The sequence below is a fragment of the Desulfoluna spongiiphila genome, from assembly GCF_900101345.1.
Classification (GTDB): Bacteria; Desulfobacterota; Desulfobacteria; order Desulfobacterales; family Desulfolunaceae; genus Desulfoluna; species Desulfoluna spongiiphila.
On record NZ_FMUX01000001.1, the window covers coordinates 90,747 to 116,258 of the forward strand.

Consider the following 25,512-nt stretch of genomic DNA (forward strand, 5'->3'; position numbering starts at 1 on the left):
GATCCTACCTGAAATAAAGATGGGGTTACATGGCCCCATCTCGGGAATCCTGCCACAGACGGCTGAATGCTCTTCCGTACGTCCCTCAAGTTGGGATTATAACCCAAATACTATGGGCATATTTACTAATTATTATTCCCACACATTAAAAAATCAGGTATTAATATCGTTATGGACAGAATTGACAGGAAAATTTTGCATGAGCTCAGGCGTAATGCAAAAGTCACTCATGCTGAGCTGGCGGACCGTGTGGGGCTCTCAATTTCAAGTTGCCAGAGACGCGTCAAGGGTTTGGAAGAAAGAGGAGTTATAACCGGCTACCAGGCAGTGATCAACCCGGAAGCCCTTTCTGAAGGCCTGGTGATCATTGTTGGATTGACGTTGGAAAGCCATACCCGTGAGGCACTCCATGAATTCCAAAAAGCCCTGGCTGAGGCTCCCGAAGTCAAGGAGATATACCACCTCGCTGGCCAGTTCGATTTCTTCGCAAAGGTGGCGGTAAAAGATATCAACGCCTATGAAGACTTCCACCTTGATACCCTGGCCACCATTCCGGGCCTGGAACGGATCCATTCGTTCATGGTGATGTCCACATTAAAAGGGCCATAGCAAAGGCTATCTATAACCAGTACCCCTGTACTTGGCAACCGCCCACCTCGTTTCCTCTCCCAAATCTGCAACGAATGATTTTTCAGCCCTCCACACACAACACGGGACGGGATCAAAAAACCTCTTCGCAGCGATTTTTCAGTACGCGATACCGGCCAGGGCACACCTCCATGCAGGAAAAGGGCCGTCCTGTTTAAGCGATAACGAACGGTCACAAAGAGGACATTCGCGCCCCAAGCCAGGATTAACAAAACCCCCGTAACAACCCATAAAAAGAATACTAATTTACAATTGACATCCTCCCACTTTCTTACTACACAAATACTACCAAACAGTCTCACCGTAGCAAACCTTCCAAGCAGTCTTTTAGAATCACACATCAAGTAAAAGCCAAACCTGTAGCGATACAGGCACGGAAAGCCACGGGTCTCACGGGGAGACAGCCGGGTTGCCTTGAGCCAACCAAGGAGCAGCAACGATGCGAAAATTGTTCAAAATGTTGTGCATGGCAGGTCTTATGGTTTTTCTCGGGATAAACGGGGCGTGGGCCTTTTCCATCGACTTTGAGGACGGGGTCGACGGAGCCAGGGTGGAAGGAATCGAAGGGATCAGTTTTTTAGATTTTTCGGGTAATGCACCGATGTATGGTGACAGTCGGAAAGGGTATAATACCACATCCGATGATCTTGGTTACGGGAGTGGTCCATTTCATCACAATGGCAATATGTGGTTGTGGGCTGGCAGCAGCGCAGATGCCCGGGGCGTTAAAGTTGATTTTGAAAACGACAATGGCACCTGGTTTCAAACCGGCTTCAGTTCCAGGTCCAGTTTCTACATTGATGCGTATTTGACAGACGGCACCATGGTTACCGCCGTGGCAGGTGAAAACAGTGGAGACCCCATGGGTTTTTTAAGGGTCGATGCCACTGCCGGGGCCTTTATCGACTATGTTGTCCTTCATGACAGCGGAAACATGTGGTTGGTTGACGACATGAGCGGCGATACGTCTCTGGGGGCCCCGGTTCCCGAACCGTCAACCGTTCTCCTCCTGGGCTTAGGCCTTTGCGGTATCGCTGGAGTCCGCAGAAAAAAGAGCTTGAGGCATTAATCACCATGCCGTTTTCGGTTTTCTGCCCGATGTCCTCACCCTCCGGGCGAGCCGAGTGCCCCCATTTTCTTCGTTGCCGGAGCGTTGAGGTAAACCGCTTCATCTGCAGCTCCGGCGCCTTGAAGTTCAATGCACTCGACCCGTGAACTACCCGGGCTAAGCAGGACAACACGATCCGCAGCATCTCAGGATGCTGCGGATTTTTTGTCTTGGAGCCTTTCCCCGGCAAGACAGGATGCGGCGACTTTCGTGTAGACGTCGGAGGCCGAGATCCCTTTCATGCAAAGGTTGTCCCGGCATTTTTTCATGATCTCCGTTTTGTAACAGGGGCTGCAGGGCAGATTGGATGAGATGATGTGCACCTTGTTTGCCGGGCCCTGGTACGGTCCGGTTACCCAGGCTGGCGTGGGGCCGATGAGGGCAAACACCTCGGTGCCTGTGGCGGAAGCCATATGGGCCGTTCCCGTATCCGTTGCAATGAGTCCCCGGGCCCCCTCAATCACCCCCACCAGGTCCGCGATGGATGTTTTTCCCACGAGGTCCACGACGCCGGATGGAAAGGGCCTGAGCCCATCGAAAAAACGCCCTTCATTACGGCTCCCCACAACGACAACCTGAATATCCCGGTTAAGCGCCTCGATCAACTCCGACCACCGCCTGTCGTCCCAGGCACGATGGTTGATTTTTTTTTGGTTGTGATGGGAATTGCTGGGGCTGATAACGATATATCTGTCCTCCAGCCCGTATGCGTTTGTCACGTCATCGACAGGGGTGCCCACAAGGGAAGGGAAGGATTGCCAGAGATGTTCCTCATCAACAGCTCGGGCATAAATGCGCTTCAAGGCATCCACCATATGCATCCCCTGGGGAAAATGGTCCTCACTGCCGTAAAAACCCACTTTCTGCCTTGCGCAGACCTTCTCAACCAACCCCTTGAACTGGCTTCCGCCCCCAAAATTGATCAGCACATCATAAGGTGACACCATAGAGGAACGGACGATGTTGCGCTTGCCCGGACTAAGCCAGACCGGCCATTTACAGTGGCTCAGGTTAAACACTCTGTTCACACGGTGATCCAGAGCAAACAAGCCCCCGGGCCCGGGCTTGCACACAAAATCAATGCGCGTGTCTTTGCCGAATTGACGTACGACGGCATCAATCACGCTTGTGGAACAAATCAAATCTCCCAGTGCACCGCACTGAATCACAAGAACTGTCTTGACTCTCATTCGATCCCCTTGTGTTTTTCATCATAACATGTCGAGGAGGGCTTGGAGTGGATGCCCCTGTGCTTTTCGTTACGTACAACGACGATCTAAAAGAATAATTGCAGACAGTAAGACTACACACCCACAGAAAAAGAGCAAGGACCAATTGAACCCAAACTTAAAAATTGCAACTGAAAAGTTCATGAAAAAACAAGCATGGAGGCCCCTTGCCCGGCCGGGGGGGAAAGCCATGTGCCGGGGCAACCTCACTGCATGGTCCCGGGGTGTCGTCTCCATGAACGGGCCAAGATTTGATCGCCCCGGCCTTTGTCCCGACACCCGGGTGTGGTATCATTGACCATCCTAATTACAATACACCGGCAGCGCGGTTTCTCGCTGTAGAGCCGACGCACCACGCCGATCACCATCCGAAACCCGTGCCAAGCCCTTTGCCCTTTCTCTGCTCACCTGTCTCTTCGTCTCCCGCGTCTCCGCCTTCAAAGGGAGGCACACCATCTTTCAAACAAAGCGAGGTTGCCCATGAGACTGCAGGACAAACTGCACGGCCTGAAACAAGAGTTTGAGGCAAACGCCCCCAAAGAAGCCCTTGAAATCATGCACCAGGCCACACGGGACCTGGTGGCCTCCGATCTGCTGGACCACATCCCGAGCGTCGGCAGACCGGCCCCTGCCTTTGAGCTCACAGACGCATCGGGAAATCCCGTAGACAGCCGGAAACTGCAGGCCAAGGGGCCCCTTGTGGTCACCTTTTACCGGGGGGCCTGGTGACCGTACTGCAACCTGGAGCTGGAAGCTCTGCAGGAAATCGTCCCGGCCATGGCCTCCCTGGGTGCCTCCCTTGTGGCCATCTCCCCCCAACAGGCTAAATTTTCCAAGCCCCTGGCAAAAAAGCTCGGAATCACCTTCCCTATCCTCTCCGATCCCCAGAACAGGGTTGCCTCAGAGTTCGGGCTGCTCTACCGGCTTCCCCCGCAGCTCAAGGCAATTTACATGGACTTCGGCATCGACCTTAGCCGGTTCAACGGCGACGACGCATGGGAGCTACCCGTCCCGGCCCGGTTTATCCTGGACACCCATGGGGTGGTCGTCAGCGCCGAAGCCAACCCGGACTACACCAAACGGCCCGACCCCAGGGAGATTATCTCGGCCATCTCACCGGATGAGTAGTCAAAGAGACTGAAAAAGCATGCCTCCGGCGGCCAGGCAATGATCCCCTTGGCCCCAGGATGCGACTCATCTCACCCCTCGTTCCTCGGGGTGAGATGAGTCGCGATGGAGACGGCTTTCATCATTCGGTGTCGTCATCCCCGACTGCTCGGATTGTCCGAGGCGACAGGAGCGGGGCAGCCACATCAAAAACGGGGGCCAACGCATTGGCCCCCACTGGAGAGAAAGAATGAATCGACGCGTAGAGACCCTGCTCAGGGGGGAGGCCGTCACCGAAGGGGCAGGGGTACACCTTCACCGGGTCTTCGGCTTCCATGAAGCGCCCATGTTTGACCCGTTCCTGCTGTTGGACGATTTCAGGTCGGACAACCCGGAAGACTACAAAAAGGGGTTCCCCTGGCACCCCCATCGGGGCATCGAAACCATCACCTATGTGCTCAAAGGGGACGTGGAGCATGGCGACAGCCTGGGGAACAGCGGCACCATATCCGACGGGGACGTGCAATGGATGACGGCCGGGTCCGGCATCATCCACCAGGAGATGCCCCAGGGGGACCCCAGCGGGGCCATTCACGGGTTCCAACTCTGGACCAACCTGCCCGCCTCTTACAAAATGATGCGGCCAAGGTACCAGGAATACACGGCGGCAAGGATCCCGGAAACCCAAACAGCCGAGGGCTGCCACGTCAAGGTCATCGCAGGGACCGTGGCCGGCACCTCAGGCCCGGTCACCGATGTGGTCACGGCCCCGGTCTACATCGACTGCACCGTTCCCGGAGGCGCCTGCTTCCGCCACACATCGCCGCCTGACCACACGGCCCTTGTCTACGGCATCGAAGGCGCGGGGCGCATCGAAGACACCGAGGTGCCGACCCGCCACCTCGCGCACCTGACCTCCGGCACCGACATTGTGGTGAGCGCCCCGGAGGGGCCGTTTCGATTTCTTCTCTTCACGGGAAAGCCCATCGGCGAACCCGTGGCCTGGAAAGGCCCCATCGTCATGAACACCAAGGCGGAGCTGGACCTGGCTTTTCTGGAGTACCAAAGCGGAACCTTTGTAAAAATATAACGGCACAGCGTTTGCCTTACAGCGATTGTACCAACCTGCTCTCTACGGGCCGATTCCCGGGCCAGGAAAGGGTAAAGCGGGCACCACCCATGGGGGAATCGTCCACCGTGACGGTGCCTTTGTGGGCCACAACGATGCGCTTGACGATGGAGAGCCCGAGTCCGTAGCCCCCGGACTTTCTGTTGCGGCTGTTGTCCAGGCGGGCAAAGGGCTCGAAGATGCGGACGCGGTTGACCTCAGGAATCCCGGGGCCGTCGTCGTCCACCAGGATACGCACCATTCGGTCATTGTTCACCACCGAGACACGCACCCGGGAAGCGGCGTGCCCCATGGCATTACGAATGAGGTTTCTCACGGCCCAGGCCATGTACTGGGGGTCGAACCAGAATTCAAGGGGCTCCTCCGGGGCCGTCAGCTCAAGCCGGACGCCATCGGTTGCTTCCTCACAGGCCACGAGGTACCGAAGCCAGGCGATCATGTCGTGGGCTTCCGGCTCCACCTGGCCGGTATCCCGGTCGAACCGGGCGTAGGAGAGCATCTCCTCCACCAGGGTCTCGATCTCCCCCACATCCCGCTCAATTCCCTGAAAATAGCGTTCCTGCTCCCCTTGTGTTTTTCCGGTCTTAACCATCTCCATGCCGAACCGAATCCGGGACAGGGGGGTTCGCAACTCATGGGAGACCGCGTTGGTCAGCTCCTTGTGGGACGCGATCAGTTTTTCGATGCGCTCAGCCATGCCGTTAAAGGTGAGCTTCAAATCCGCAAGGCTTGAAAACCGGGAAGCCCTGGCCCGTGAGGTAAAATCTCCCCGTCCGAAGGCCCGGGCAGCCTCCTCCATCCGGGACAGGTCCCGCCAGAGAAAAAGCGACCAGACAAAAACCGGAATGGCAAGCACCACAAAGACCATCACCACCATGAGAAACTGGATGATCTCAATGTTCTTCAGCTCCGGCAAAGGCCCTATGCACAGGCTGTAATCGCTGCCGGGAATTTTCTGGACCAGCACCTCCACCTGCGTGCTGGACGACACGATGCGCCCCTCTGCGTATGCCTGGTGGTATGCCTCCGGAAGCCGGACCGTCTTGTTCCTCTCCACGGTGATGGGGTAATCAAAGGAGCGGTTAAGCCCGTCCAGGTACCCCTGCCAGGCGCTCTCGGGCATGGAGGTGAGGTCCCCGATGATGAGAGAAAAAATGCCCCGGAACTCGGACCGTTCCTCTTCGAGCTCGATTCCCTGCATCAGGTGATCCACAATGGGGACCACCCCCAGGGCGATGAAGAGCACCGAGCAGGTGATGAGCACATAAATGGTAAAAAAGATGCGTTTCACGGGCGAGGGCCTCCGCTACACGGGCAGGTGTCGTCATCAGCCATGGTTCGTCGCCTCCCAGGCGTCCGTCACGAAAAGGTAGCCGCTGCCCCACACCGTTTTGATGCGTTCGGGTGTCTCGGGGTTCTCTTCCAGCTTCCGCCTCAGCCGTGAAATACAGATGTCGATGGAGCGATCGATCCCGTCGTACTCCCGCCCTTTGAGTTCACGGCTCAGATCATCCCGGCTGAGGATATCTCCGGCATGGGAGGCCAGGACCCGGAGGGTGTCAAACTCCGTGGTGGAGAGTTTCACCTCTTCACCGCAAAAACTCACGGATCGCGTGGTCATCCTGATCTCCAGCGCACCAAAATGGAGGTCCCTTGTGTCGCCCTTTGCCCCGGCTGTGGGGGCGGTCCCTTCGTAGCGCCTGAAAAGGGCCCGGATCCGTGCCAGCAGCACCCGGGGTTCCACCGGCTTCTTCACATAGTCATCGGCCCCCATCTCAAGGCCCGCCACCTGGTCCATGTCGTCTTCCCGGGCCGTCAGCATCAAAATAGGCCCGGGATAAAGGGGCCTCACCTCTCGGCAGACGGACAGGCCGTCCAGTCCGGGAAGCATCAGGTCAAGGATGACCAGATCCGGTCGCGACGAAACGATAACGGGCACCGCCTCGTCACCGGCATGCACCTGGGTCACGTGATAGCCGTTCTGCCCAAGGTACTCACTGATCAAACCCGCCAGAGGAAGATCGTCCTCCACAAGCAGCACCTCTTTGGCCCCCGATGTACTCACATCCACCTCCTTGAGATCATAAAACAGCCCCTTTTGTATTCGATACACACATCCATTGCGTGTCAGTCCCACCCCGCACCGCTTTACACCATCACTTCACAGGGGTCACGTCAAGGGTATCCCCGTCCGCCATAAACCAGAAGCCCTTTTATAAAAAAGGATAACCATGGTGACGCGCCTTGCCGTCCGAAGATCCGACCAGCCTGCCCCTTAAATTACCACAGCGAGCCGCCCTTCCGGGTGTACTTTTCTCGCCACCGCCACAAGGCAATCAATGAGGATCCAGGCGGCCACCATCGTCACGACGGTGTGGCTGAGGAAATGGGCCCCCTTCATCATCTGGTAGCCCCCCATCACCCACCCCAGGGCAAGGCCGGTGACCAGCCCGGCCATCTTGTGTCGTTTTTTTCGAAACACATGGGTCAGGACCATGAGGGCAAATCCCCCGGAGGCGTGGCCCGCGGGAAAACAGCGACCGGAATCGCAGCTCCCGCAGGCCACCGGGTACGGTTCGAAAAGCTTCACATAGGGCCGGTCCCCGCCGTAACGCTCAATCTGCGAGGGGCAGTAGATGTTGGTCACATCTTTTAAGCTGGCAATGGTCAGGGGCACCACAGAAAGGGCCAGGATCATCATCAGGCATCGCTGCCTCGAAAAAAACACCCCCGATCCCCCACCGCCCTTTTTCCTGAAGGAGAGACCGTATGCCACCAGCAGGGCCACGCCAAAGGCGATGATCGCCCCCTTGATCCCCGTGTAAAAGAGAAGACGCGGGACCGGGGCGTCGCGGTCCACCAGCCAAAGGCCGGTCTCGACATTGAACAGGCGGTCCTGGACCCAAAGGTCCAGGTCGGTCATCTCAAAAAGGGCCATAACAGCCCCAAGCACTGCCACGCCAAGGGCGCACCGTTTTACGCACCCCATCCCGGTTCCCCTTTGATGCGCCGCGTCATGCCGTTCTTGTAAAGCCAGGAAGCAGACTGGTAGTAACTGATGGCGTCGGTCAGGTCGGCGTCCCGAACGCCCGTCCGAACCTGCTTTTTGGTCACCCGGTCGTACACATAGGTCTCGCTGCCCCCTTTGGGCAGGAGCACCGTGAGGCGATCCCCTTTCAGGTACCCCAGCTTCTGATAGGTTCCCACAAAGGCGCGCTCCTCATCAGGTTTCATGGTGAGGATGTTCCTGCCAAGGAACTTGCTGTCATAATCCCAGTTCAAAAGGGCAAGAAGGGTCGGGGCCACGTCGATCTGGGAGCAGAGCTTGCTGATACGCGCAGGCTCGATGGTTTTAGGGCTGTACAGGATCAGGGGGATTTCATACTTGCGAAGGGGAAGGCTGGTCTTCCCGGCGCTGCTGCCGCAATGATCCGCCACAAAGACAAAGAGGGTGTCGTCGAACCAGGGCTTCTCCCGGGCCGCCTTCATAAACTCACCCACGGCATAATCGGTGTACTTCACCCCGCCGGCGCGTCCCGTCTTGACCGGGATGTCGATCTTGCCCTCCGGGTAGGTGTAGGGACGGTGGTTGGAGGTGGTAAAGACAAAGTTCATAAAGGGCTTGCCTGCAGCCCAGGAGGCATCGGCCTCTTTGAGGGAGCGGTTGAAAAGATCCCCGTCGCAGACCCCCCAGATGTTGGCAAAGGTTTTCTCGCCTGCGGACATATCGGTCCTGTCCACCACGGAGAACCCGTTGTTGCCGTAGTAATAGTTCATGTTGTCAAAATAGCCGTAACCGCCGTAGACCCACTTGGTGTCGTAGCCCCTCTCCTTGAAGAGGTAGCCCAGGGAAAACATGCCCTCGTTACCGGGGCGCTTCACGATGCTGCGACCCGCCGTGGGAACCGTGGACAGGGTCAGGGCCTCCAGCCCACGCACCGACCGGGTGCCCGTGGCATAGAAGTTATCGAAAAAGAGCCCCCCTTGCGCCAGCCTGTCGAGGTTGGGGGTCAGCCCCGAGCCGTTTCCGAAGATGCCCATGTACTCAGCGCTCATGCTCTCGATGGTCACGAGCATGATGTTGAGGCGTTTTTCGTCGCCGGGGTTGACCACCCTGCGGGTGATATCCTCGGGTGACTCGCTTATAAACTCAGAGTTGTCCGTTGCCACCATCTCCCGCAGGCGGGTCAGCATTGCGGTGGTGTCACGCCCATCGTAAAAGGTGGCGTAATCGAGGTCGTTGTTCCGAAAGGCCGCAAAAAGCTCGTACAGCCCGTTTTTGGCAAGCTCGTTGTTAAACGCATTGTCAGAGACACGCACCCGCGAACTGTCCACCCCCAGAAAGCAGACCACCGGGATCATGAGGCACATGAAGCCGGTGGCCGCACGGTGCTTTAAATGGCAAGGCGCCGTCAGGGCATCCCTGAAAACCCGGCTCCGGGCGCAAAAAAAATAGATGAGGCTCGAGGGCACGAGAAGACCCGCCAGAAGGGGGTAGACCGGATAGGACTCCATGATGTTGCCGATCACCTCGGTGGTGTACACCAGATAATCCACGGCAATGAAGTTAAACCGCTTGCCGAACTCATCCCAGAAGAGCCACTCGGCCACCACCCCGTAGCAGAGGACATACACGCCGACAAAGAAAAAGAGGTGAACCACGGGCAGGTGAAACCGATGCCGGAACACCCGGTCCGGGACCAGGATAAAGTAGAGGACAACGGGGATGATAAAATAAAAGGCGGTGATGCCGTCAAAAAAAAGGCCTACCCCGTAGATGGCTCCCACCTGCGTCAACCCGAAATCCACCTGGGAGGCGGACAGGATCATGAGAAGGGTTCGGGTGATGGCGTTGACCCCGAGGTAGACCCCGACAAAGAGGCCGAGCAGGGAAAAACGGTCGATGAACAAAGAACGAAACCCCTCACGAAACCGCCGAAACAAGCCGGAATCGTGGCGCTGAGACTGATTCGGGACACAAGGATAATCGGTCATTTTTTTGCCTATGCTAAGGAAGGTGTTAAGGGAAAAAAGCGATGTGATCCCCCGTCTCCAAAGAGCCCCCTGCCGCCTTCAGTCGGTCAGGCACCACAAACGCGCGGCTGCCTGAGCAGGTGGGCTCCTTTGGAGCGGAGATTCAACCCGAATCTTTCGGGTGTGTTCGCTGCAGGGACACCATGCCGAATCGCCATCCTTTTGTCTGTTGGGGAAGTGTAACGGTCTGTTGCAAGCTGTGCGAAGGCAATGGGAACAAAGGGAACACGGGGCCGCCAACGCCCCCTTTTGGCAGGTGGTTCCCTGTTTGTAGCAAAATGTACACAAGGGACGCTGCCCCTTGAAATCAGACACCCCACACGCTACATTCACGAAGCAGAATCACGTTCACCGTCACCCCCTTGCGCAGCAAGGACCGTTGAAAGGCCGCCACCATGACACAAAAAGAGATCACCATCCCCGTCTCGGGGCTCCACCTCAAAGCCGTCCTCCACATGCCCGAGGCAACAAACCCACCCGTTGTCATCGGCTCCCACGGTCTGCTCTCCACCAAGGACTCAGGGAAGCAGCTCACCCTGGCTGCGCGCTGCAACGCCTTCGGCGCCGCCTACCTGAGGCTGGATCACCGGGGCTGCGGGGACAGCGAAGGGCGATTCCTCGACACCACCCTTGCCACCCGCGTGGACGACCTCCTGGCAGCATCCGGGCTCCTCCGGGACATGGGCCTTGCCGATAACGGCCTGGCCCTTTTCGGCAGCAGCATGGGCGGCGCCACCTGCCTGGCTTCCTGGCAGCTCCTCATGGACCGGGGCTTTCCCATAAAGGGCATGGTGAGCCTGGCCGCCCCCGTGGACGGCACCGGGATCACCGAAGCGGCCATCGCCGCCCAGAAAGAACTCCACGACGTCCCCCTTTCCTACTACCAGGAGAACATGGGATTTGACATCACCCCCGGGCTCTCCGGCATCCACCACATCCTCGTGGTCCACGGGGACAACGACGAAATCGTCCCCATCGGCAACGCCCACAAGATCATGGCTGAGACCGGACCCCCCAAAGACCTCATCATCAACCACGGCGGCGACCACCGCATGAGCGACGCCGACCACCAGGCCCGCTTCTTCACCCGCGCCACCGCCTGGCTGAAAACAGCGCTTCTGGAAAGCTAAACAACAAAGAAATGCCTCCGGCGGCCCTGCCGGGGGCTAAACTTTTAAAAAGTTGAACAAATAGGTCTCAGAAAAATGCCTTGAATGGATTTTGTTTTAAAGGCGGATATGATTTGACCCGAGGAACGAGGGGCAAAACGCATCCGCAACCTGCTTTCAAGGTGGCACACCTTGCCGCCGGAGGCTGCTTTTTGAACCGACTGGAACCATAAAAGGCAGGACATAATGAACAGACAGATTCGGCAGGCGGCGCGACCCAACGAGCACGGGCATGACATGCTTTCCGAGACGGAGACCGAACGGATTGCCGGTGGGGCGGGGCTGATTCTTACGGACATTTACAACGCGGCCCTTGAGATGGGCATCTGGCCCGAACGGTATGTGCGAAACGCGGGGAGTTTTTCGTCTGACGAGCAAAGGCAGCTCTTGGGGAAGGTGGTGGCCGTGGCCGGGTGCGGCGGGCTTGGGGGGTACATTGCCCAGTTCCTGGCCCGCATGGGGGTGGGAGGTTTGCGGCTGTTTGATCCCGATGTGTACGAGGCGAGCAACCTGAACCGCCAGGTGTTCGCTTCCAGCGACACCCTGGGCGCAGGCAAGGCGGAGACGGCCCGGGCGGCGCTGTCTGCCGTCAACCCATCCGTATCGGTGACGGCCCACAGGCTGGACGTCACCGGGGACAAGGCCCGGCCGCATCTCACCGGCGTGGACCTCGTGGCCGATGGTCTGGACAGCTTAGGTGACCGGGCCAGGCTCTCGGAGCTGGCCCGCGCTTTGAAGGTCCCCATGGTCCATGCCGCCATCTCCGGTTTTGAAGCCCGGGTCATGGTGCTCTGGCCCGAGGGGCCCTCCTTCGGCGAGCTCTTCGGAGCAGAGGCCGAGACCACTGCCGAGGCCACCCTCGGCACCCCGGCCGTCACCCCTGCTGTGGCGGCCGGTCTTCAGTGCTCCCAGATCGTGGGGGTGCTCCTAGGCAAGGTCTCCCCTGCAGAGACCCCCATGGTGCACATGGACCTCATGGAGATGCGCACCGAGGTGTTTCATTTCTGACCCTCCCCGTTCTTACCGCCGGGATGAATCAAAAAAGCCTGAATCAAAAGGTGCAGAAAAGGGCGGTGGTCAAATCAAAGAGGATAATCTCGTCCGTGGACCCGAACCCCCGGTTGAAACCGGCCCCGCAGGTCACCCCGAGGTGAGGGGTAAGGGGAAAATCCACCCCGACGCCAAACCGGGCAACCCCACCTGAACGTGAATCGTCGGTGCCGGCAGGCACGTCGTCGGCCTCCAGCTCAAGGACCCCAACCCCTGCGGAAATGTATCCGATGCTCTTGTCCCCCATGGAGGAGAGGTACCGCGCACCGAAGGTGACCATGGAGACGGATGCGTCCCCGCGGGTGAGGTCGTTGTCCACTTCAAAGTGATTGCTCGTTGCCCCGTAGACTTCCAGCTCCACGGAAGGGGCCACACGGTACCCCAGGGTCAGGTACCCCCCGGCACCGGCATCCTGGTTGACGGAGTCGTAAAACAGGCTGGGGCCTGCGGAAAGACGGAAGGTGTTGCCCTCACCTGCAAAGGCGGTCTGGCCCAGCAGCACGAGGATGGCTGTCACTGCGATGATCATTCGTTTCATGGTGGTCTGTCCTTACCTATTCAAATCCCTGTTAAAAGGGGTTTTCTGTCTGTTTGTTCGTCCCTTGCGCCACACGCGCCAGGGGTACATCGATTCCCGCCCATGCGGGGTCCTATCATGCCAATCGGAAGTCTTGCCGGGCCATGCCCTCACCACCGGGTGAACCGGGCGCCATCCCATCACGGGGGATGATCGATCCAGGCATATATCGAGTCCGAAAAAGAGTGCGTCTCCACGTTTTCATCTCTCCTGCCATGCACTGCAGCCCTTAGGCTCCGGCCCCGCTGAAACCCGGTATGCCATGGCTGCTGAGCACAGGTAAAAAAAAGAAATCCTTCAACTGCATTTAAGCTAACAATGAACTCCTGAAAATCAAGCGGTGCATTCATACAACACGCCACAATCAACTGCAATAACAATACGCTGTGCTGCTACAAAGAACAGCGTACAGGACATTGTACACACACCCCGTATCCTGTGAGGAAACACGGCATGCGCACACATCTTTCTTAGAAAAGCAAAGCGTATCGGTAAAAAAGGCCCCTCCCCTGCCGAGGGCATCTCCACGGACAACAGCGAGGGAAACCACACGTCTCGACGGCGTGGCCAAATTTCAGGAAGAGATCTACTGCAAATGATGGTTTGGAGTTGCGAGCCGGGTCGCACGCGTAGTATCATGAACCATTGAATCAATGTAATACGTCCCATCCGTTGTCATATGGCATGCAGGCGGTTACAGAACAGACCTCCCACTGACGGTTCGCTTCCCGTTTATGCGCTGTCGCCCCTTCCCCCAGTCACCCTGCCCTCGTTCCCACGCCCTCGGCGCTCCCCACGCACCTGAGAAACATCCATGGCAAGGACCGAGAGATGTCACGTACCGCGGCCCTTGTGTTACGGGCACCCGTCAAAACCAACCTTCTAAGGATACGGCTCATGAAACGAATCACCCTTTTATCCGCAGCCATTCTGGTGATGCTGGGGTCAGTGGCCCTGGCAGAAAACGGGCCTTCATTCAGGATTTCTGCAGGCCCCACCATGCTCTTTGACCCCTCGACCCAGGAATCGGGCATTGGTGGCCATGTCACCCTGGGGTACCAGGTGGCGCCTGCATGGGAGATTGAGCTCTACGGGGCATCGAGCGACCATTTTGACATGAAAAACGATCTCACCTCCGGCGATGCCTCCATATCCCTGGTGACCCTGGGCGGGCGGTACCTTTCCTCCTTCAGCGGCAAAACCAGGGGCTTTATCGCCTTTGGGGCCGGCGTGATGGAGATTGAGGCGGAGGACTCCCCGGCAGGGGACGACGACACCCGCAGCGGTGGCATCGGACGGTTCGGGGTCGGCATTGATCACGCGTTCATCCCCAACCTGGGAGTCACCATGGGCGCCGGTTTCAACCGCGGCTTCGGGGATACGGATGAAGTCGTCCTCTACGACTTGACCTTCTCCATATTCTGCGCGTTTTAGGTTTACGGGCCACAAAAAAACGGTCCCCTGGTCCCCTGAAATATCCCTTCCCGGGGTGCGCCATGCACCCCAAGGGGGACCAGAACCTGCCCTGTTAACTTGATAACGACGAGCTGAGAAAAAAAGGCTGTCGTGGAGGGGAACCCTTGTGCCTGTATATTTCATATGTTAAATACATTCCTGATTTTCCAAACATTGCCCGATCCCACAAAAGACGCCACGGCCCCCCCCATGTGACCGATGCATATTGCGCAAACGGCACGAGGGCTTGCGGCCCCTTGTCTTTCATCCGGGCGTAACCATCGACAACTCGAAAAGGCAACGCGCAGTGCAATGCCGATGAAAACGCCCCTTGAAAGGCCACCTCCATGAAAGCCATGTTCTCCTGTCTCTCCACCCTTATCTTTGTTCTCCTGACCTTGACCGCACAGGTCGTCCGCGCCGATGAGGTCCTCGCCGGCCCCGACCACGGACCGGGAATCCTCAACGTGCGCTCCCAGTCCATCGGCCAGAGCTTCCGTCTGACCCTGCCCCTGCTCGTACCCGGAGATATCCCCCGCGGCTTTCAGGTCTTCTCCCAGGCCACCTGGACCAACGTGTGGGCCGAAGAGTCGAGTTACCTCCTAGATTATGAAATGCTGGATACCACCCTGGGCTTCAGCTACGGCATAAGCGACCGCTTGGGAATCTCGGTAGTCATGGACAAACGGAGCTACTTCGGCGGGGAGATGGACGGGTTTATCCAAGGGTTTCACGATTTGGCGGGAATCGACCAGAACGGCCGGGACGATTACAGCAAAGGCCGTGCGGCCATCACCTTCTTTGATCCTGACACAAGGGCCGTGGTGGAAGAAAGATCCCCCGGGGACCTCAACAACCAGGGAATCAGCCTCCTGGTAAACTACACCGTGATTCAGGACCACCCCATACTCCCGGCCGTCAACATCTACGGCGTGACCCGATACGCCTTTGAAAAAGCCGACTTTATCTCAAACGGAGACGAGGTGGACATGGGCGCAGGGCTGGGATTCGCAAAGCAGGTGGTCCCCAGGCTACACGCCTACGGCGTCCTCGGGTACACCATCTACGGCAGCCAGGATGAGACAAAAAAAGAGGTCATCAACCTGAAAAACTACCAGGTCACCGGCCTGTTTGCCCTCGCCTGGAGCGCCACACCCAAACTCACCGCCGTGGCCCAATACCTCCACTCTTCCTCGGTGGTGGAGGAGATCGAAGGGTTGAAGGAGGCCTCCCACGAAGTTCACCTCGGGCTGAAGTACAAGGTGAGCCCCCGCACGGGCTTGAATCTCTCGTTTATCGAAAACATCATCACCATGGACAACAGCCCGGATTTCGGCATTCACCTCGGTTGGTTCATGAGCCTGTAGCCCCTGCAGGCTGCCATTGTGGCCGGAAAGTCCGATTCAACCTCTTATTTGTCAATTCTGCCCCTTCCACAACGGCGACGCCTTTGCGTATCATTCATCCTGAAATGGAGCAGGTAAACGCCTGCCACCCCAGTGGCACCACACACCAGGGCAAGACATGTCAAAGGAGACACCATGGACATCTACGAAAAACTACGGCAACGGCTGGCCACGAACCCTGTGGGTGCACCGCCTTCAGAGGCGTTTGATGAGATCCTGCGCATTTTGTTCACCCCCGATGAAGCAAAACTGGCGCTGTCGCTCACCTTTCTCCCCCAGCCCGTGGACCGGATTGCCGAAAAAACAGGCCTCTCCATGCAAACGGTTCGGGACACCTGTGAAGCCATGGCAGACAAGGGGGTGATTTTCAGCCGTGAGAAGAAAGGGGACATGGGCTACTGCCTGCTCCCGGCGATTCCCGGCCTTTTTGAGTTTCCCTTCATGGGCGGCGGGGGCACCCCCATGCATGATCGCTTAGGTCACCTGTGGGAAACCTACCACGTGGAAAACCAGGGCATGGAGTTCGCCTCAAGCCCGACGCCCCTGATGCGCGTCCTGCCCGTGGAAGAGACGGTGTCCGGGAACGACGAGGTCCTTCCCTATGAGGTCATTACCCGCATGATGGAGAACAACCACACCTTTGCCCTGGCCGAATGCGCCTGCCGGGTATCCAAAGGCGAGGATGCCTGCGACAAACCCACCGATGTCTGCCTGCTCTTCGACGGCATGGCCCGCTTTCTCATCGACCGGAAACACGCCCGGGAGATCACGCGGGAAGAAGCCCATGCTACCCTGCTCCGGGCAGAAGAGGCCGGCCTCGTGCACACCACCAACAACAGCCAGGACCGCCTGAACCTCATCTGCAACTGCTGCGGATGCTGCTGCACCATCCTCACCTGCCGGACCAAGCTCAACGCCCCCTACCCCGTATCCACATCCCAATGGTTCGCCCGGGTGGACGAAACCGAGTGCACGGGCTGCGGAATCTGTGCCGATGAGCGATGCATGCTCGATGCCATCGACACCACCGGAGACGCGGCAGCCATCGATGAAGCCCAATGCATCGGTTGCGGCCTGTGCGTCTCCACCTGTCCCGCAGAGGCGATCTCCATGATAAAACGGGCAATGACCCCGCCGGTCCCCGAAACCGGTTCACAGCTGGGGAGCCAGGTCCTTATGGAAAAGGGGCGCCTTGAGGCCTTTATCGACATGAACACCTGATCAGGAGCGCCCAGGCCAGGGGATGCAGGGTAAACGCATTTAACTGTGAGTTGCCTCCGGCGGGTCGCTTTTTGAGAAAAGCTCCGCAAAAACTTTTCAAAAACTTGCCCCCCGGCAGGGCCACCGGAGGCCAAATCTAAGTGCGTTGGCCCTGCCACGGGATGCCGTGCCCTTGACAGCCCGCCCCCAAAACGTCCAGAATGCCACCGATCAGGCGATAAACGCCCCGTCACCCAAAGGATCCCCCATGGCACACATCACCCTGCTTGCCTACCCAGGCTGCGCGACCTCCTGCATCACCGGAACCATCGATGCCCTGTCCATCGCCAACCGATGGCAGGCCCTCATCGGGGGAGAGGACGAGAAAAACCACCCGCTTTTTCACTGGGACATCGTCTCCCTGGACGGGAAAACCGTGCAGGGAGACAATCGAATCACCATAGAGCCGCACCGGTCCATGGGCGATGTGACCGCCACCGACCTCATCCTCATCCCCGGTTTTATCGCTCCCATGGCCTTCCTCCAGAGCCTGCCTGAACAACTGATCGCCTGGATCCGAGCCTGGTATGGCCGGGGTGCCATGATCGCCGCCACCTGCACGGGCTCGTTTCTCCTGGCGGAAACCGGCCTCCTCGACGGAAAAGAGGCCACCACCAACTGGGTCTTTGCGCGGCATTTCAAAAAACGCTACCCCCGGGTACACCTCAAGCCGGAGCGCCTCCTCACCGAGGACGACCGCTTGCTCTGCACCGGGGCCACCTCCGCCTACATGGACCTGTGCCTCTACCTCATCAAAACCTTCGGGTCGGAAGAGCTCTCCGCCACCTGCGCCAAAGGGCTGCTGCTGGAGTCGAACCGGTCAAGCCAATCCCCCTTTTTTATCTTCGAGTATTACAAAGCCCACTCAGACCCCACGGTGCTGAAGGCCCAGGGCCTCATGGAAGCTCACTACCCCGGCCCCCTCTCCATTGAGGCCATGGCCTCGGAGCTGGCCATCAGCCCACGTCACTTTGTCCGACGGTTTAAAAACGCCACCGGGGACACGCCCCTTGCGTACCTTCAACGCGTCCGCATCGAAGCCGCCAAACAGACCCTGGAAAAAACCTCAGAGCCCATTGATGCCATCACGCGGCAGGTGGGGTATGAGGACACCAACTCCTTTCGCAAACTCTTCAAAAAAAGCACGGGGCTCTCCCCCAAAGAGTACCGGGACCGATTCACCAGATTGCCGAATCGATCCCGAAGTGAATGTGCCATGACGTAAAAAAAGGCAGGAGAAAGGTGGGCCCAGACACCGACGGTCCGGTCAAAGCAGGTGACGTAACGTTGCAATGCCGGATGAAATCAACCCGCAGCACCCTTCCGGGTCTTCCAGGGGCAGCAGGTGACCGGCCGACAGATCTTCCATGAACACGGTCTCCGGGCTCAGGCGCTGCCACTCCTGCCACAGGGCCTCTGTAAAGAAAACCGATGGCCTGGCACGAAGGGCAACGCACGGCAGCTTGATCCCATGAAGTGTCCCCATCACATTGGGCGGCTGGGTATAATTGTGGGCCTCCCAGACTTTCGGAAACACCAGTTCCACCCGACCATCCCCGGTCTCCCTGACACCGTGGGCCGCCATGGCCTCAAAGGCATCTTCCCCCAGGCGGCTGAACATCCGCATCCTCCGGCAATGGGCCAGATAGGCCCCCCGACTTTCCCAGGCGTCCGTCTTCTTCAAGGTCCCTTTTGCGGGCTGGGTCAGATTCATGGCGGCCTTGGGAAGGATGCCCGCAAGAAACGCCAGGGGTCTTGAGAGCATGGCCGGCTCGATGAGGACAAGCGCCTTGAACAGGTCCGGCCGCTTGGCCGCAGCCAGAATCGTGCAGGTGGCGCCCATGGAGTGGCCGATGCCAATCACCGGAGCCTCCACCGTATTCTCCAGAAAGGCGATCAGGTCATCGGCATACAGGGTCCAGTCCCGGGATGCAGGCGGCTTGCCGATGTCCGGCCACGACGGGCGCAGGTCCAGAGAGAACAGGTTCATCTGATCCGCCAGCCGGGTGACAAGGGGCGAATAGACGCCGGCTGGAAACCCGTTGGCGCCATAAAAATGGGCAGTCAACCCGCTTCCGCCATGGTGCTTCCACGTTGCGTTTTCGGGTAATCTCATTTGGGCCTTCCATGGGCTGACACCTTTTTTCATGGGGTCATGGAGACAACAAGCTGTTCCCCCTCCCTCACCACCCCGTAGCTCTTCACCCCGCGTTTGGCCGCACCGGCCACGGGATTGCCGGAAAGATCAAAGGCAGAACCGGACACACTGCAACAGCTGACCTGCCCCGGTTTTTTGCCGGGGTCGAGCCGTCGCCCCATGTGCGTACATCGGTTTTCGAGGGCATGAAACGCGTCTTTCTTCCCACGGATCACAAAGACCCGCGTCTGAAGATCTTTCCCTTCCAGACACACGGCACCGCCCTCATCCCGCAGTTCAGGAAGCCGTGATAAATCCAAAAGAATCCGTTCTCCTTCAACCCGCCAGGACAGGTGGTCTGCCGGGGCCTTGGTCTCACAAATCCCGAAAAGCTTCTTTATCAATCCCATGGTCGCTCCTTTCATCTGTTGCAACAAGCTTTCAAGGTGGCTCACCTTGCCGCCGGAGGCATCGTTTGTTGTATGTTTTGTTTTTTACGCAATCCTTTTTAAGGTGTTTCAAGGCGGCATGGAACGAACCGGTGAAGCGGTGTCCCGATGGGGTCCCTGTGGGTGCTTCCGGTCAGGTCGTTGACGTTGAACCCCGTGGTTTGCCCGTTGTAATTCAGGCCGAACCCGTGGGGGATGAGAACCATCCCTTCCCGCACATCGTCTTTGACCTCCAGCTCGCCCACGGCGGTGCCCGCCTCGGTGGTGACCCGAACGGCATCACCGTCGGACAGGCCGAGCGTGTCAGCCAGAGAAGGGCTTACGGCAATGGTGCACCCGCGCTTGCCCCCAACCCATTCGGGGTTTCTCATCTGGGTGTTCATGTTGGTGGCCCGGTGACGCCCGGCGTTGAGGACCAGGGGAAAGGCGTCGGTAAGGATCAGGTCCCGGGCTTCGGTGTCGGCGTCAAGGGCCCTGGACTCGGCTTCCAGTTCGGGGATCACCAGCTCGATCTTACCGGAGTCGGTCTTGACCTCGGCCAGGTTGTTCTCCGTATCCATGGTGCCCACCCAGAGCCCTTCGGGGGTATCGAGAACCGTTTGGAAAATCCGGTCCCCCATGTCCATGCCGGTTTCAAACCCCAGGCGCGCGGCGTTTTTGCGAAACGCCTTGGGGGCCGTCATCATCATGCCCCAGAAACCGGCCAGGGCCGCGCTGTCCCATGCCTCCCCCAGGGTCTTGCCCAGAATAAAGAGCATCTTGGGAAAATACTCGGGATGGGCCCCCACCCACGCCATGAGGGCGGCCCCGAAGGTCATGCGGTCCTTGTGGGCCGCCTGCCTTACCTCTTCCGGGATCTCGGGGATGAGGCCCATCTTGTCGGCCAGGCGGGTGAAAATCTGGGAGGACTCCAGCTGGTCGCCTTCCGGCTTGACCACGGGGCGGCGCATCTGAAAGTAGACGTTGGGAAAACTCCAGGGAAAAAAGGTGCCGTCGTACGCTTCGTAAAAACTCCGGCAGGGAAGCACGTAGTGGGCTTTTTGCGCGGTCTCGCTCATCACCATGTCGTGGACCACGAGAAGGTCCAGGTGGTCGAAAGCCGTCTCCAGGGCCTTTGTGTCGGGCCAGGAGCGCAAGGGGTTGCAGACACTCACGATGGCGGCGCGGATGCGGTCCGGGTGGTCGGTGAGGATCTCTTCGGGCAGGGCACAGGCAGGAAACGAGCCGGCGGCCGCAGGGGGAAGCCCGGAGACAACGGTCTGCCACACCTTGGGGTTTCGCTCGTCGGCGTGGTAGCCCAGGGGCATCACCATACCGGGAATAATGTTGCCGCCCCGCTGGCCGAAGATCCCGCAGACACAGCCCAGGATATTGAGAAGGTAGGAGTTAAGGGTACTGTGCCGTCCCATGAAAATCCCCAGGTCCGGGTGAAAGGCCCAGCGCCTGGTGGTCATGAGACGGCAAAGGTCAAAAACGGTGTCGTAGGAAAGCTCGCAGACGGCCAGGGCGGCCCGGGTGTCAAAGGCCTGAAACCAGGGCTTGACGGTCTGCCACCCGTCGGTATGGTCCGAGAGATAGGCCTCGTTTTCCCACCCCTGTTCCACAATGATGGCGATCATGGCCTTCACCAGCAGGGAGTCGGTACCCGGCCTCAGGGCCAGGTGGATATCAGCGATGCGGGCGGTCTCGGACTTTCGGGGGTCTACGGAGACCAGAAGGCGCTCCGGGTCCTTGCTGATCCCCTTGAGAACCAGGGGCGCCCGGGGCATCTGATGGCTCTCCATGCCGTTCCAGCCCCAGGCCACCAGCATCTCGGTTTCATGGTCGTCCGGGCCGGTGAGGATATACTGCTTGCCGAACATCCTCCCCTGAACCCACCAGGTGCCGCTGAACTCCTGGCCCGCTGAGGTGTAAAGGTTCTGGGAGCCCAGGCACTTCATCAGGCTCACCCCGAAACCCGCCTCCATGTGGCCTCCCTGGGCACTGGCCCCCAGGTAGGCAAAGGACCTCGGCCCGTGGGCCTCCACGGTGGTGGTCAGCTTCTCCGCGATTTCGGTTAAGGCCTGGTCCCAGGAGACGGGAACAAACTCGCCGCCCACCTTTTTCAAGGGCTGGTTCAGGCGATCCGCCGGGTACTGGTGGTAGAGAACGTTCATCCCTTTGCGGCAGGCATACCCCAGGCTGCGGGGGTTCTCCTTGTCCGGACGAACCTTGACCATGCGATTGCCCTCCACCAGCACCTCCAGCCCGCAGTTCTGCGCGCAAAGCACGCACCCTGTCTTGTGCCACGTCCCCATAACGGCCTCCTTATTGTCTGTGTCATCAGCTTTGTTGCGCCACCCCAAATCAGCGTTTAAACACAGTATCCCAGCCACGGACCCATAGCAAAGAGGCGTTTACGACAAAAACCAGGTCATATCAGACATTCTTGAACATACATTAAGCAATCCTGCCGCCACCCTCAGTGCTATTTTTTAAGCCGCCATGACGAATGGGCTACGGACCAGCTTCATCTATGATGCGCTTCCCCCCCAACGCTGCCTCTAATGTTAGTTGATCCGTAGTTCCCTCCGCCCATAGGGAATACCCATTTTTTTCATTCGACTTCTAAGGGTACTGGCATTCAGACCCAGCAGCTCAGCGGCACCGCCTTTGCCACCAATTCGGCCATGGGTCTTTTCAAGGGTCCAGCGGATATGGACGGCCGTGATCTCATCCAAGGTCGCCACGCGGGATTCGTCCTTGCATTGATTGGGCTCCAACGCCATCCCCTGGGGATTGAAATCGAAAAATTCAAGCTGATCGCCCTTGGAAATAATCAAAGCCCTTTCCACAAGATTCTGAAGCTCCCGTACATTTCCCGGCCAGTGATAGGCCAGCAGGGCGTCCACGGCTCCTGGAGTGGGGGCCGGGCAACGTAATAGGTTCATCTCTGTAGACTTCTGGTGAATAAAATAATTCACCATGGTCGGAATGTCTTCTTTGCGTGACCGCAAAGGAGGAATGACGATGGGAAACACATTGAGCCGATACCACAAATCAGCCCGAAACAAGCCGTCCTGAACCATTGTGGGCAAATCACGATGGGTGGCTGCGATAATCCGCACATCGGCCTGCAATGGACACCCGCCCCCCACCCGTTCAAACTCTCCGCTCTGGAGAACCCTCAAGAGCTTGGCCTGGGCCGCCAGGGGCAACTCACCCACCTCATCCAAAAAGAGTGTGCCCTGGCGGGCACGTTCAAAACGCCCATGTGTTGTCCCAATGGCACCGGTGAAGGCCCCTTTTTCATGCCCAAACAGCTCTGAGTCGATGAGATTTTCGGGGATGGCACTGCAATTTACCCGGATCATGGGACCTGATGATCGGTTGGAAAATTTATGGATCTCATTGGCCACCACCTCTTTTCCCGTACCGGTTTCCCCCAAAAGGAGGACGGGGCTGTTGGTGGGAGCCACCTGTTCAATCAGCCGACGAACGGAAAGAAGGCCGCTGTCTGCTCCAATCATGGTGTCCCCGACCATCTTCCGGGCATCACGTTGAAGGGCCTGGTGGTCATGCACCAGGTCCATGTACCGCCGTGCATTGGACAGGGCGATGGCAAAGGGATCATTGAGCTGCCGAATGAAATCAACATGGGTGCGGTCGTAATGATGTGCCCCTTCTGCAGCAAACGTCAAGTTACCGATGATGGCCTGCTTCACCTTCAAGGCACAGGTGAGACTGCAAAATTCATCGATCCTACGGGCCTGAATCGAAGGAGTCCCTGTACGAACAATATGTAAAATTTCCTGATTGATAGGGTGGTCCTGGTTCCGCAGCCAGGGGATGGTCTGCGTGCAGGAGGCCTCGAGCCAGCGGTTGATCTCGCTCCACGCAGCCTCGGACAGAACAATGGGTTCATCCACGATAAACCCACCGCCCTCTTCTGCCATTGCAAAGACCCTGGCCTGACGGGGTGCTGTCTCGTAAATGGAAATCAACAAGGCATCCAGGGGGAACCGTGGCTTCAAATAGCAAAAAACATCGTAAAGGGCCTCGTCAAGGTCAAGGCTTCCGCAAATCCGTCGGGTCACTTCGATAAAATGGCGATTGTCCATGGCACCCTCGATATATCATATTCAAATAGGATATTTCCTACATATAACTGTGACATATCACATGCCGCCCATCACGAAAAAGAAAACAACCTGAAATAAAATGACATTCTCCATTGGCATATTTATTGATTCATTACTGCCTCAACTACCACCTGGCAACATCAATTTACGGAGGCAAACATGACCTGGAGACAAAAATACCCAGACAAATTCGTTGATCTCACAACAGCCGTGGCTGGCATCCCCCCCAACAGCAACATTGCAGCCCCACCGGCTTCAAGCTTCCCCCTGGAGTTGGTCAATGCCCTTTCCGCCCGAGAAGACCTCGCTGGCACCCAACTTCAATCGGGACTGCTCATGAGGCTTCCCGACTTTATGTCACCGGAGCAGAAGGGGCGAATCATGTACAAGAGTTTTTTTCTGGGGCCTTTGGAACGAATGATTCGGGACACGGTTCCCATCGATGCGATAAGCATCCATTTCAGCAGGCTCCATGAAGCAATTGGGAGCAAAAAGTATGATGCTGTACTCCTCGAAGTATCGCCTCCGGATGTCAATGGAAACATGAGCCTTGGCCCCATGGGAACACTGGCGGGACGCGCGATGATCCAGGCGGCAAAGCTGGTGATCGCACAAATCAACCCGCGCGTACCATTTATTTATGGAACCCATGCCCATGTGCATATGGATGAAGTGGACATGGTCTGTGAATGCAATCGCCCCCTGTTTGAGGCTCCTGATGCGCAGCCAGATGCAATGGAAGAAAAAATCGCTGACATTATTTCCGAACGCATCCCCGACGGAGCCACGATTCAACTGGGTATCGGCAGATTAGCCAATGCCATCGGCGAGAGATTGCTACAAAAAAAAGACATAGGGATCCATTCAGAAATGCTCACCCCTTCATTGATCCGTCTGATGAAAGAAGGGGTGGCCACCGGGGCAAAAAAAGAGCTCCACCCCGGCCAGGCCATAGGCGGATTTACCATAGGAAGCCAGGCTGATTACGATTTTCTTCACAAAAACGGAAACATTCAATTCTACCCGGTATCCTATGTAAACGACCCCAGGGTGGTGGCAAAACACAGCAATTTCATATCCGTAAACAATTCCCTTACCATCGACCTGACAGGGCAGGCGGTCAGCGAATCCATAGGCTTCAACCAGTTCAGCGGTACCGGCGGTCAACTCGATTTCGTCCGGGGGGCCCGAATGTCTAAGGGTGGCATGTCCTTTTTGGCCTTAAAATCCACAGCGGGCTCAGAAGAGAACCCGATTTCCCGGATTCAGTGCACCCTGAATCCGGGCTCTGTGGTCACAACTCCCCGTAGTGATGTTCAGTACATTGTCACGGAGTATGGCATCGCCGACCTCGACAAAAAAAGCATTCCCGAACGGGTGAGGGCAATGATTTCCATTGCTCACCCGATGTTTCGGGGTGACTTGGCACGGGAAGCAATGGAGTCGGGTCTGGTCACCCTTGGAGATTTGCGATCCCAAAAATCAGCAGCCTGATCTATGCACAATAGAACGCCGATCATAGTGAGAAACATCCTCGCTATGATCGACGTTAAAAAGACATCAAACCTTTATACGCTGTCCCATACAAGGGGTGACATGGCTATCGCCAAGGTATGTGGGTCATGTGATGTTG

General features: G+C 57.7%; 22 protein-coding genes and 1 riboswitch. Of the genes, 12 read left to right on the forward strand and 10 right to left on the reverse strand.

Features of this window, described 5'->3' with window-relative positions; all coding sequences use genetic code 11:
- Positions 1–171: 171 nt before the first annotated feature.
- Together BLQ12_RS00420 and BLQ12_RS00425 are read left to right on the forward strand one after the other, a co-directional pair.
- A complete protein-coding gene (locus tag BLQ12_RS00420; protein WP_092207158.1) occupies positions 172–609 on the forward strand; it encodes an Lrp/AsnC family transcriptional regulator in 438 nt (145 codons plus the stop codon).
- Between the two features lie 379 nt (positions 610–988).
- Positions 989–1,065, forward strand: a riboswitch (cyclic di-GMP riboswitch).
- Positions 1,066–1,087: 22 nt separating this feature from the next.
- Positions 1,088–1,717: a PEP-CTERM sorting domain-containing protein gene (locus BLQ12_RS00425; RefSeq protein WP_092207160.1), complete on the forward strand. Its 630-nt coding sequence runs from the start codon at positions 1,088–1,090 to the stop codon at positions 1,715–1,717.
- Between the two features lie 185 nt (positions 1,718–1,902).
- On the opposite strand, the gene BLQ12_RS00430 is transcribed toward BLQ12_RS00425, so the two are convergent.
- The gene (locus BLQ12_RS00430; RefSeq protein ID WP_217640210.1) at positions 1,903–2,685 is read right to left on the reverse strand and encodes a glycosyltransferase family 9 protein; all 783 of its coding nucleotides are present in this window, start codon (positions 2,683–2,685) and stop codon (positions 1,903–1,905) included.
- A 780-nt stretch (positions 2,686–3,465) separates the two neighbouring features.
- Here BLQ12_RS00430 and BLQ12_RS27630 point away from each other — a divergent pair.
- The 3 genes from BLQ12_RS27630 to BLQ12_RS00440 all read left to right on the forward strand — a co-directional run bounded on the left by BLQ12_RS27630 (position 3,466) and on the right by BLQ12_RS00440 (position 5,182).
- Complete coding sequence (locus BLQ12_RS27630) at positions 3,466–3,714, forward strand: thioredoxin domain-containing protein (RefSeq protein ID WP_217640211.1); 249 nt, start codon at positions 3,466–3,468, stop codon at positions 3,712–3,714.
- Between the two features lie 12 nt (positions 3,715–3,726).
- The gene (locus tag BLQ12_RS27635) at positions 3,727–4,113 is read left to right on the forward strand and encodes a redoxin domain-containing protein (protein WP_226860233.1); all 387 of its coding nucleotides are present in this window, start codon (positions 3,727–3,729) and stop codon (positions 4,111–4,113) included.
- 229 nt (positions 4,114–4,342) lie between these two features.
- A complete protein-coding gene (locus tag BLQ12_RS00440) occupies positions 4,343–5,182 on the forward strand; it encodes a pirin family protein (RefSeq protein WP_092207166.1) in 840 nt (279 codons plus the stop codon).
- Positions 5,183–5,198: 16 nt separating this feature from the next.
- On the opposite strand, the gene BLQ12_RS00445 is transcribed toward BLQ12_RS00440, so the two are convergent.
- The 4 genes from BLQ12_RS00445 to BLQ12_RS00460 all read right to left on the reverse strand — a co-directional run bounded on the left by BLQ12_RS00445 (position 5,199) and on the right by BLQ12_RS00460 (position 10,216).
- Positions 5,199–6,512, reverse strand: coding sequence for an ATP-binding protein (locus BLQ12_RS00445; protein ID WP_092207168.1), 1,314 nt, complete (start codon positions 6,510–6,512; stop codon positions 5,199–5,201).
- Between the two features lie 36 nt (positions 6,513–6,548).
- Positions 6,549–7,286: a response regulator gene (locus BLQ12_RS00450; RefSeq protein ID WP_217640212.1), complete on the reverse strand. Its 738-nt coding sequence runs from the start codon at positions 7,284–7,286 to the stop codon at positions 6,549–6,551.
- Between the two features lie 210 nt (positions 7,287–7,496).
- Positions 7,497–8,210 carry a phosphatase PAP2 family protein gene (locus BLQ12_RS00455; protein WP_092207172.1) on the reverse strand — a complete coding sequence of 238 codons (714 nt, stop codon included), beginning with the start codon at positions 8,208–8,210 and terminating at the stop codon, positions 7,497–7,499.
- Entirely contained in the window at positions 8,198–10,216 is a 2,019-nt protein-coding gene (locus tag BLQ12_RS00460) for an LTA synthase family protein (RefSeq protein ID WP_092207174.1), read from the reverse strand. The genes BLQ12_RS00455 and BLQ12_RS00460 overlap by 13 nt, the downstream gene beginning before the upstream one ends.
- Before the next feature lie 434 nt (positions 10,217–10,650).
- Between BLQ12_RS00460 and BLQ12_RS00465 the strand changes: the two genes are divergently transcribed.
- Together BLQ12_RS00465 and BLQ12_RS00470 are read left to right on the forward strand one after the other, a co-directional pair.
- Positions 10,651–11,385: an alpha/beta hydrolase family protein gene (locus BLQ12_RS00465; RefSeq protein ID WP_092207176.1), complete on the forward strand. Its 735-nt coding sequence runs from the start codon at positions 10,651–10,653 to the stop codon at positions 11,383–11,385.
- A gap of 225 nt (positions 11,386–11,610) precedes the next feature.
- Positions 11,611–12,432: a HesA/MoeB/ThiF family protein gene (locus tag BLQ12_RS00470; protein WP_092207178.1), complete on the forward strand. Its 822-nt coding sequence runs from the start codon at positions 11,611–11,613 to the stop codon at positions 12,430–12,432.
- Positions 12,433–12,475: 43 nt separating this feature from the next.
- On the opposite strand, the gene BLQ12_RS00475 is transcribed toward BLQ12_RS00470, so the two are convergent.
- Positions 12,476–13,012, reverse strand: a complete 537-nt coding sequence (locus BLQ12_RS00475) for an outer membrane beta-barrel protein (protein ID WP_092207180.1) — start codon at positions 13,010–13,012, stop codon at positions 12,476–12,478.
- Positions 13,013–13,948: 936 nt separating this feature from the next.
- Here BLQ12_RS00475 and BLQ12_RS00480 point away from each other — a divergent pair.
- The 4 genes from BLQ12_RS00480 to BLQ12_RS00495 all read left to right on the forward strand — a co-directional run bounded on the left by BLQ12_RS00480 (position 13,949) and on the right by BLQ12_RS00495 (position 18,397).
- On the forward strand, positions 13,949–14,485 hold the full coding sequence (locus tag BLQ12_RS00480) for an outer membrane beta-barrel protein (RefSeq protein WP_092207182.1): 537 nt from the start codon (positions 13,949–13,951) through the stop codon (positions 14,483–14,485).
- A gap of 368 nt (positions 14,486–14,853) precedes the next feature.
- On the forward strand, positions 14,854–15,873 hold the full coding sequence (locus tag BLQ12_RS00485; protein ID WP_092207184.1) for a DUF3187 family protein: 1,020 nt from the start codon (positions 14,854–14,856) through the stop codon (positions 15,871–15,873).
- A 174-nt stretch (positions 15,874–16,047) separates the two neighbouring features.
- Entirely contained in the window at positions 16,048–17,133 is a 1,086-nt protein-coding gene (locus tag BLQ12_RS00490; protein WP_092207186.1) for a 4Fe-4S binding protein, read from the forward strand.
- 247 nt (positions 17,134–17,380) lie between these two features.
- Entirely contained in the window at positions 17,381–18,397 is a 1,017-nt protein-coding gene (locus BLQ12_RS00495) for a GlxA family transcriptional regulator (RefSeq protein WP_092207188.1), read from the forward strand.
- A 42-nt stretch (positions 18,398–18,439) separates the two neighbouring features.
- On the opposite strand, the gene BLQ12_RS00500 is transcribed toward BLQ12_RS00495, so the two are convergent.
- From BLQ12_RS00500 to BLQ12_RS00515, 4 genes are all read right to left on the reverse strand, one after another.
- Positions 18,440–19,288, reverse strand: a complete 849-nt coding sequence (locus BLQ12_RS00500; protein WP_092207190.1) for an alpha/beta fold hydrolase — start codon at positions 19,286–19,288, stop codon at positions 18,440–18,442.
- Between the two features lie 29 nt (positions 19,289–19,317).
- On the reverse strand, positions 19,318–19,719 hold the full coding sequence (locus BLQ12_RS00505) for a Rieske (2Fe-2S) protein (RefSeq protein ID WP_175469397.1): 402 nt from the start codon (positions 19,717–19,719) through the stop codon (positions 19,318–19,320).
- A gap of 98 nt (positions 19,720–19,817) precedes the next feature.
- A complete protein-coding gene (locus tag BLQ12_RS00510; protein WP_092207194.1) occupies positions 19,818–22,055 on the reverse strand; it encodes a molybdopterin-containing oxidoreductase family protein in 2,238 nt (745 codons plus the stop codon).
- Between the two features lie 252 nt (positions 22,056–22,307).
- Positions 22,308–23,858 carry a sigma-54 interaction domain-containing protein gene (locus BLQ12_RS00515; RefSeq protein ID WP_092207196.1) on the reverse strand — a complete coding sequence of 517 codons (1,551 nt, stop codon included), beginning with the start codon at positions 23,856–23,858 and terminating at the stop codon, positions 22,308–22,310.
- A 180-nt stretch (positions 23,859–24,038) separates the two neighbouring features.
- Here BLQ12_RS00515 and BLQ12_RS00520 point away from each other — a divergent pair, with 180 nt between their 5' ends.
- Positions 24,039–25,373 carry an acetyl-CoA hydrolase/transferase family protein gene (locus tag BLQ12_RS00520; protein ID WP_092207198.1) on the forward strand — a complete coding sequence of 445 codons (1,335 nt, stop codon included), beginning with the start codon at positions 24,039–24,041 and terminating at the stop codon, positions 25,371–25,373.
- Positions 25,374–25,512: the final 139 nt, after the last annotated feature.

What these genes read in the sequence shown, in the direction of transcription:
- BLQ12_RS00420 (WP_092207158.1), top strand. Translation starts at nt 172, where the DNA reads ATGGACAGAATTGACAGGAAAATTTTGCATGAGCTCAGGCGTAATGCA.
- BLQ12_RS00425 (WP_092207160.1), top strand. Translation starts at nt 1,088, where the DNA reads ATGCGAAAATTGTTCAAAATGTTGTGCATGGCAGGTCTTATGGTTTTT.
- BLQ12_RS27630 (WP_217640211.1), top strand. Translation starts at nt 3,466, where the DNA reads ATGAGACTGCAGGACAAACTGCACGGCCTGAAACAAGAGTTTGAGGCA.
- BLQ12_RS00440 (WP_092207166.1), top strand. Translation starts at nt 4,343, where the DNA reads ATGAATCGACGCGTAGAGACCCTGCTCAGGGGGGAGGCCGTCACCGAA.
- BLQ12_RS00455 (WP_092207172.1), bottom strand. Translation starts at nt 8,210, where the DNA reads ATGGGGTGCGTAAAACGGTGCGCCCTTGGCGTGGCAGTGCTTGGGGCT.
- BLQ12_RS00460 (WP_092207174.1), bottom strand. Translation starts at nt 10,216, where the DNA reads ATGACCGATTATCCTTGTGTCCCGAATCAGTCTCAGCGCCACGATTCC.
- BLQ12_RS00465 (WP_092207176.1), top strand. Translation starts at nt 10,651, where the DNA reads ATGACACAAAAAGAGATCACCATCCCCGTCTCGGGGCTCCACCTCAAA.
- BLQ12_RS00470 (WP_092207178.1), top strand. Translation starts at nt 11,611, where the DNA reads ATGAACAGACAGATTCGGCAGGCGGCGCGACCCAACGAGCACGGGCAT.
- BLQ12_RS00475 (WP_092207180.1), bottom strand. Translation starts at nt 13,012, where the DNA reads ATGAAACGAATGATCATCGCAGTGACAGCCATCCTCGTGCTGCTGGGC.
- BLQ12_RS00480 (WP_092207182.1), top strand. Translation starts at nt 13,949, where the DNA reads ATGAAACGAATCACCCTTTTATCCGCAGCCATTCTGGTGATGCTGGGG.
- BLQ12_RS00485 (WP_092207184.1), top strand. Translation starts at nt 14,854, where the DNA reads ATGAAAGCCATGTTCTCCTGTCTCTCCACCCTTATCTTTGTTCTCCTG.
- BLQ12_RS00490 (WP_092207186.1), top strand. Translation starts at nt 16,048, where the DNA reads ATGGACATCTACGAAAAACTACGGCAACGGCTGGCCACGAACCCTGTG.
- BLQ12_RS00495 (WP_092207188.1), top strand. Translation starts at nt 17,381, where the DNA reads ATGGCACACATCACCCTGCTTGCCTACCCAGGCTGCGCGACCTCCTGC.
- BLQ12_RS00500 (WP_092207190.1), bottom strand. Translation starts at nt 19,288, where the DNA reads ATGAGATTACCCGAAAACGCAACGTGGAAGCACCATGGCGGAAGCGGG.
- BLQ12_RS00505 (WP_175469397.1), bottom strand. Translation starts at nt 19,719, where the DNA reads ATGGGATTGATAAAGAAGCTTTTCGGGATTTGTGAGACCAAGGCCCCG.
- BLQ12_RS00510 (WP_092207194.1), bottom strand. Translation starts at nt 22,055, where the DNA reads ATGGGGACGTGGCACAAGACAGGGTGCGTGCTTTGCGCGCAGAACTGC.
- BLQ12_RS00515 (WP_092207196.1), bottom strand. Translation starts at nt 23,858, where the DNA reads ATGGACAATCGCCATTTTATCGAAGTGACCCGACGGATTTGCGGAAGC.
- BLQ12_RS00520 (WP_092207198.1), top strand. Translation starts at nt 24,039, where the DNA reads ATGACCTGGAGACAAAAATACCCAGACAAATTCGTTGATCTCACAACA.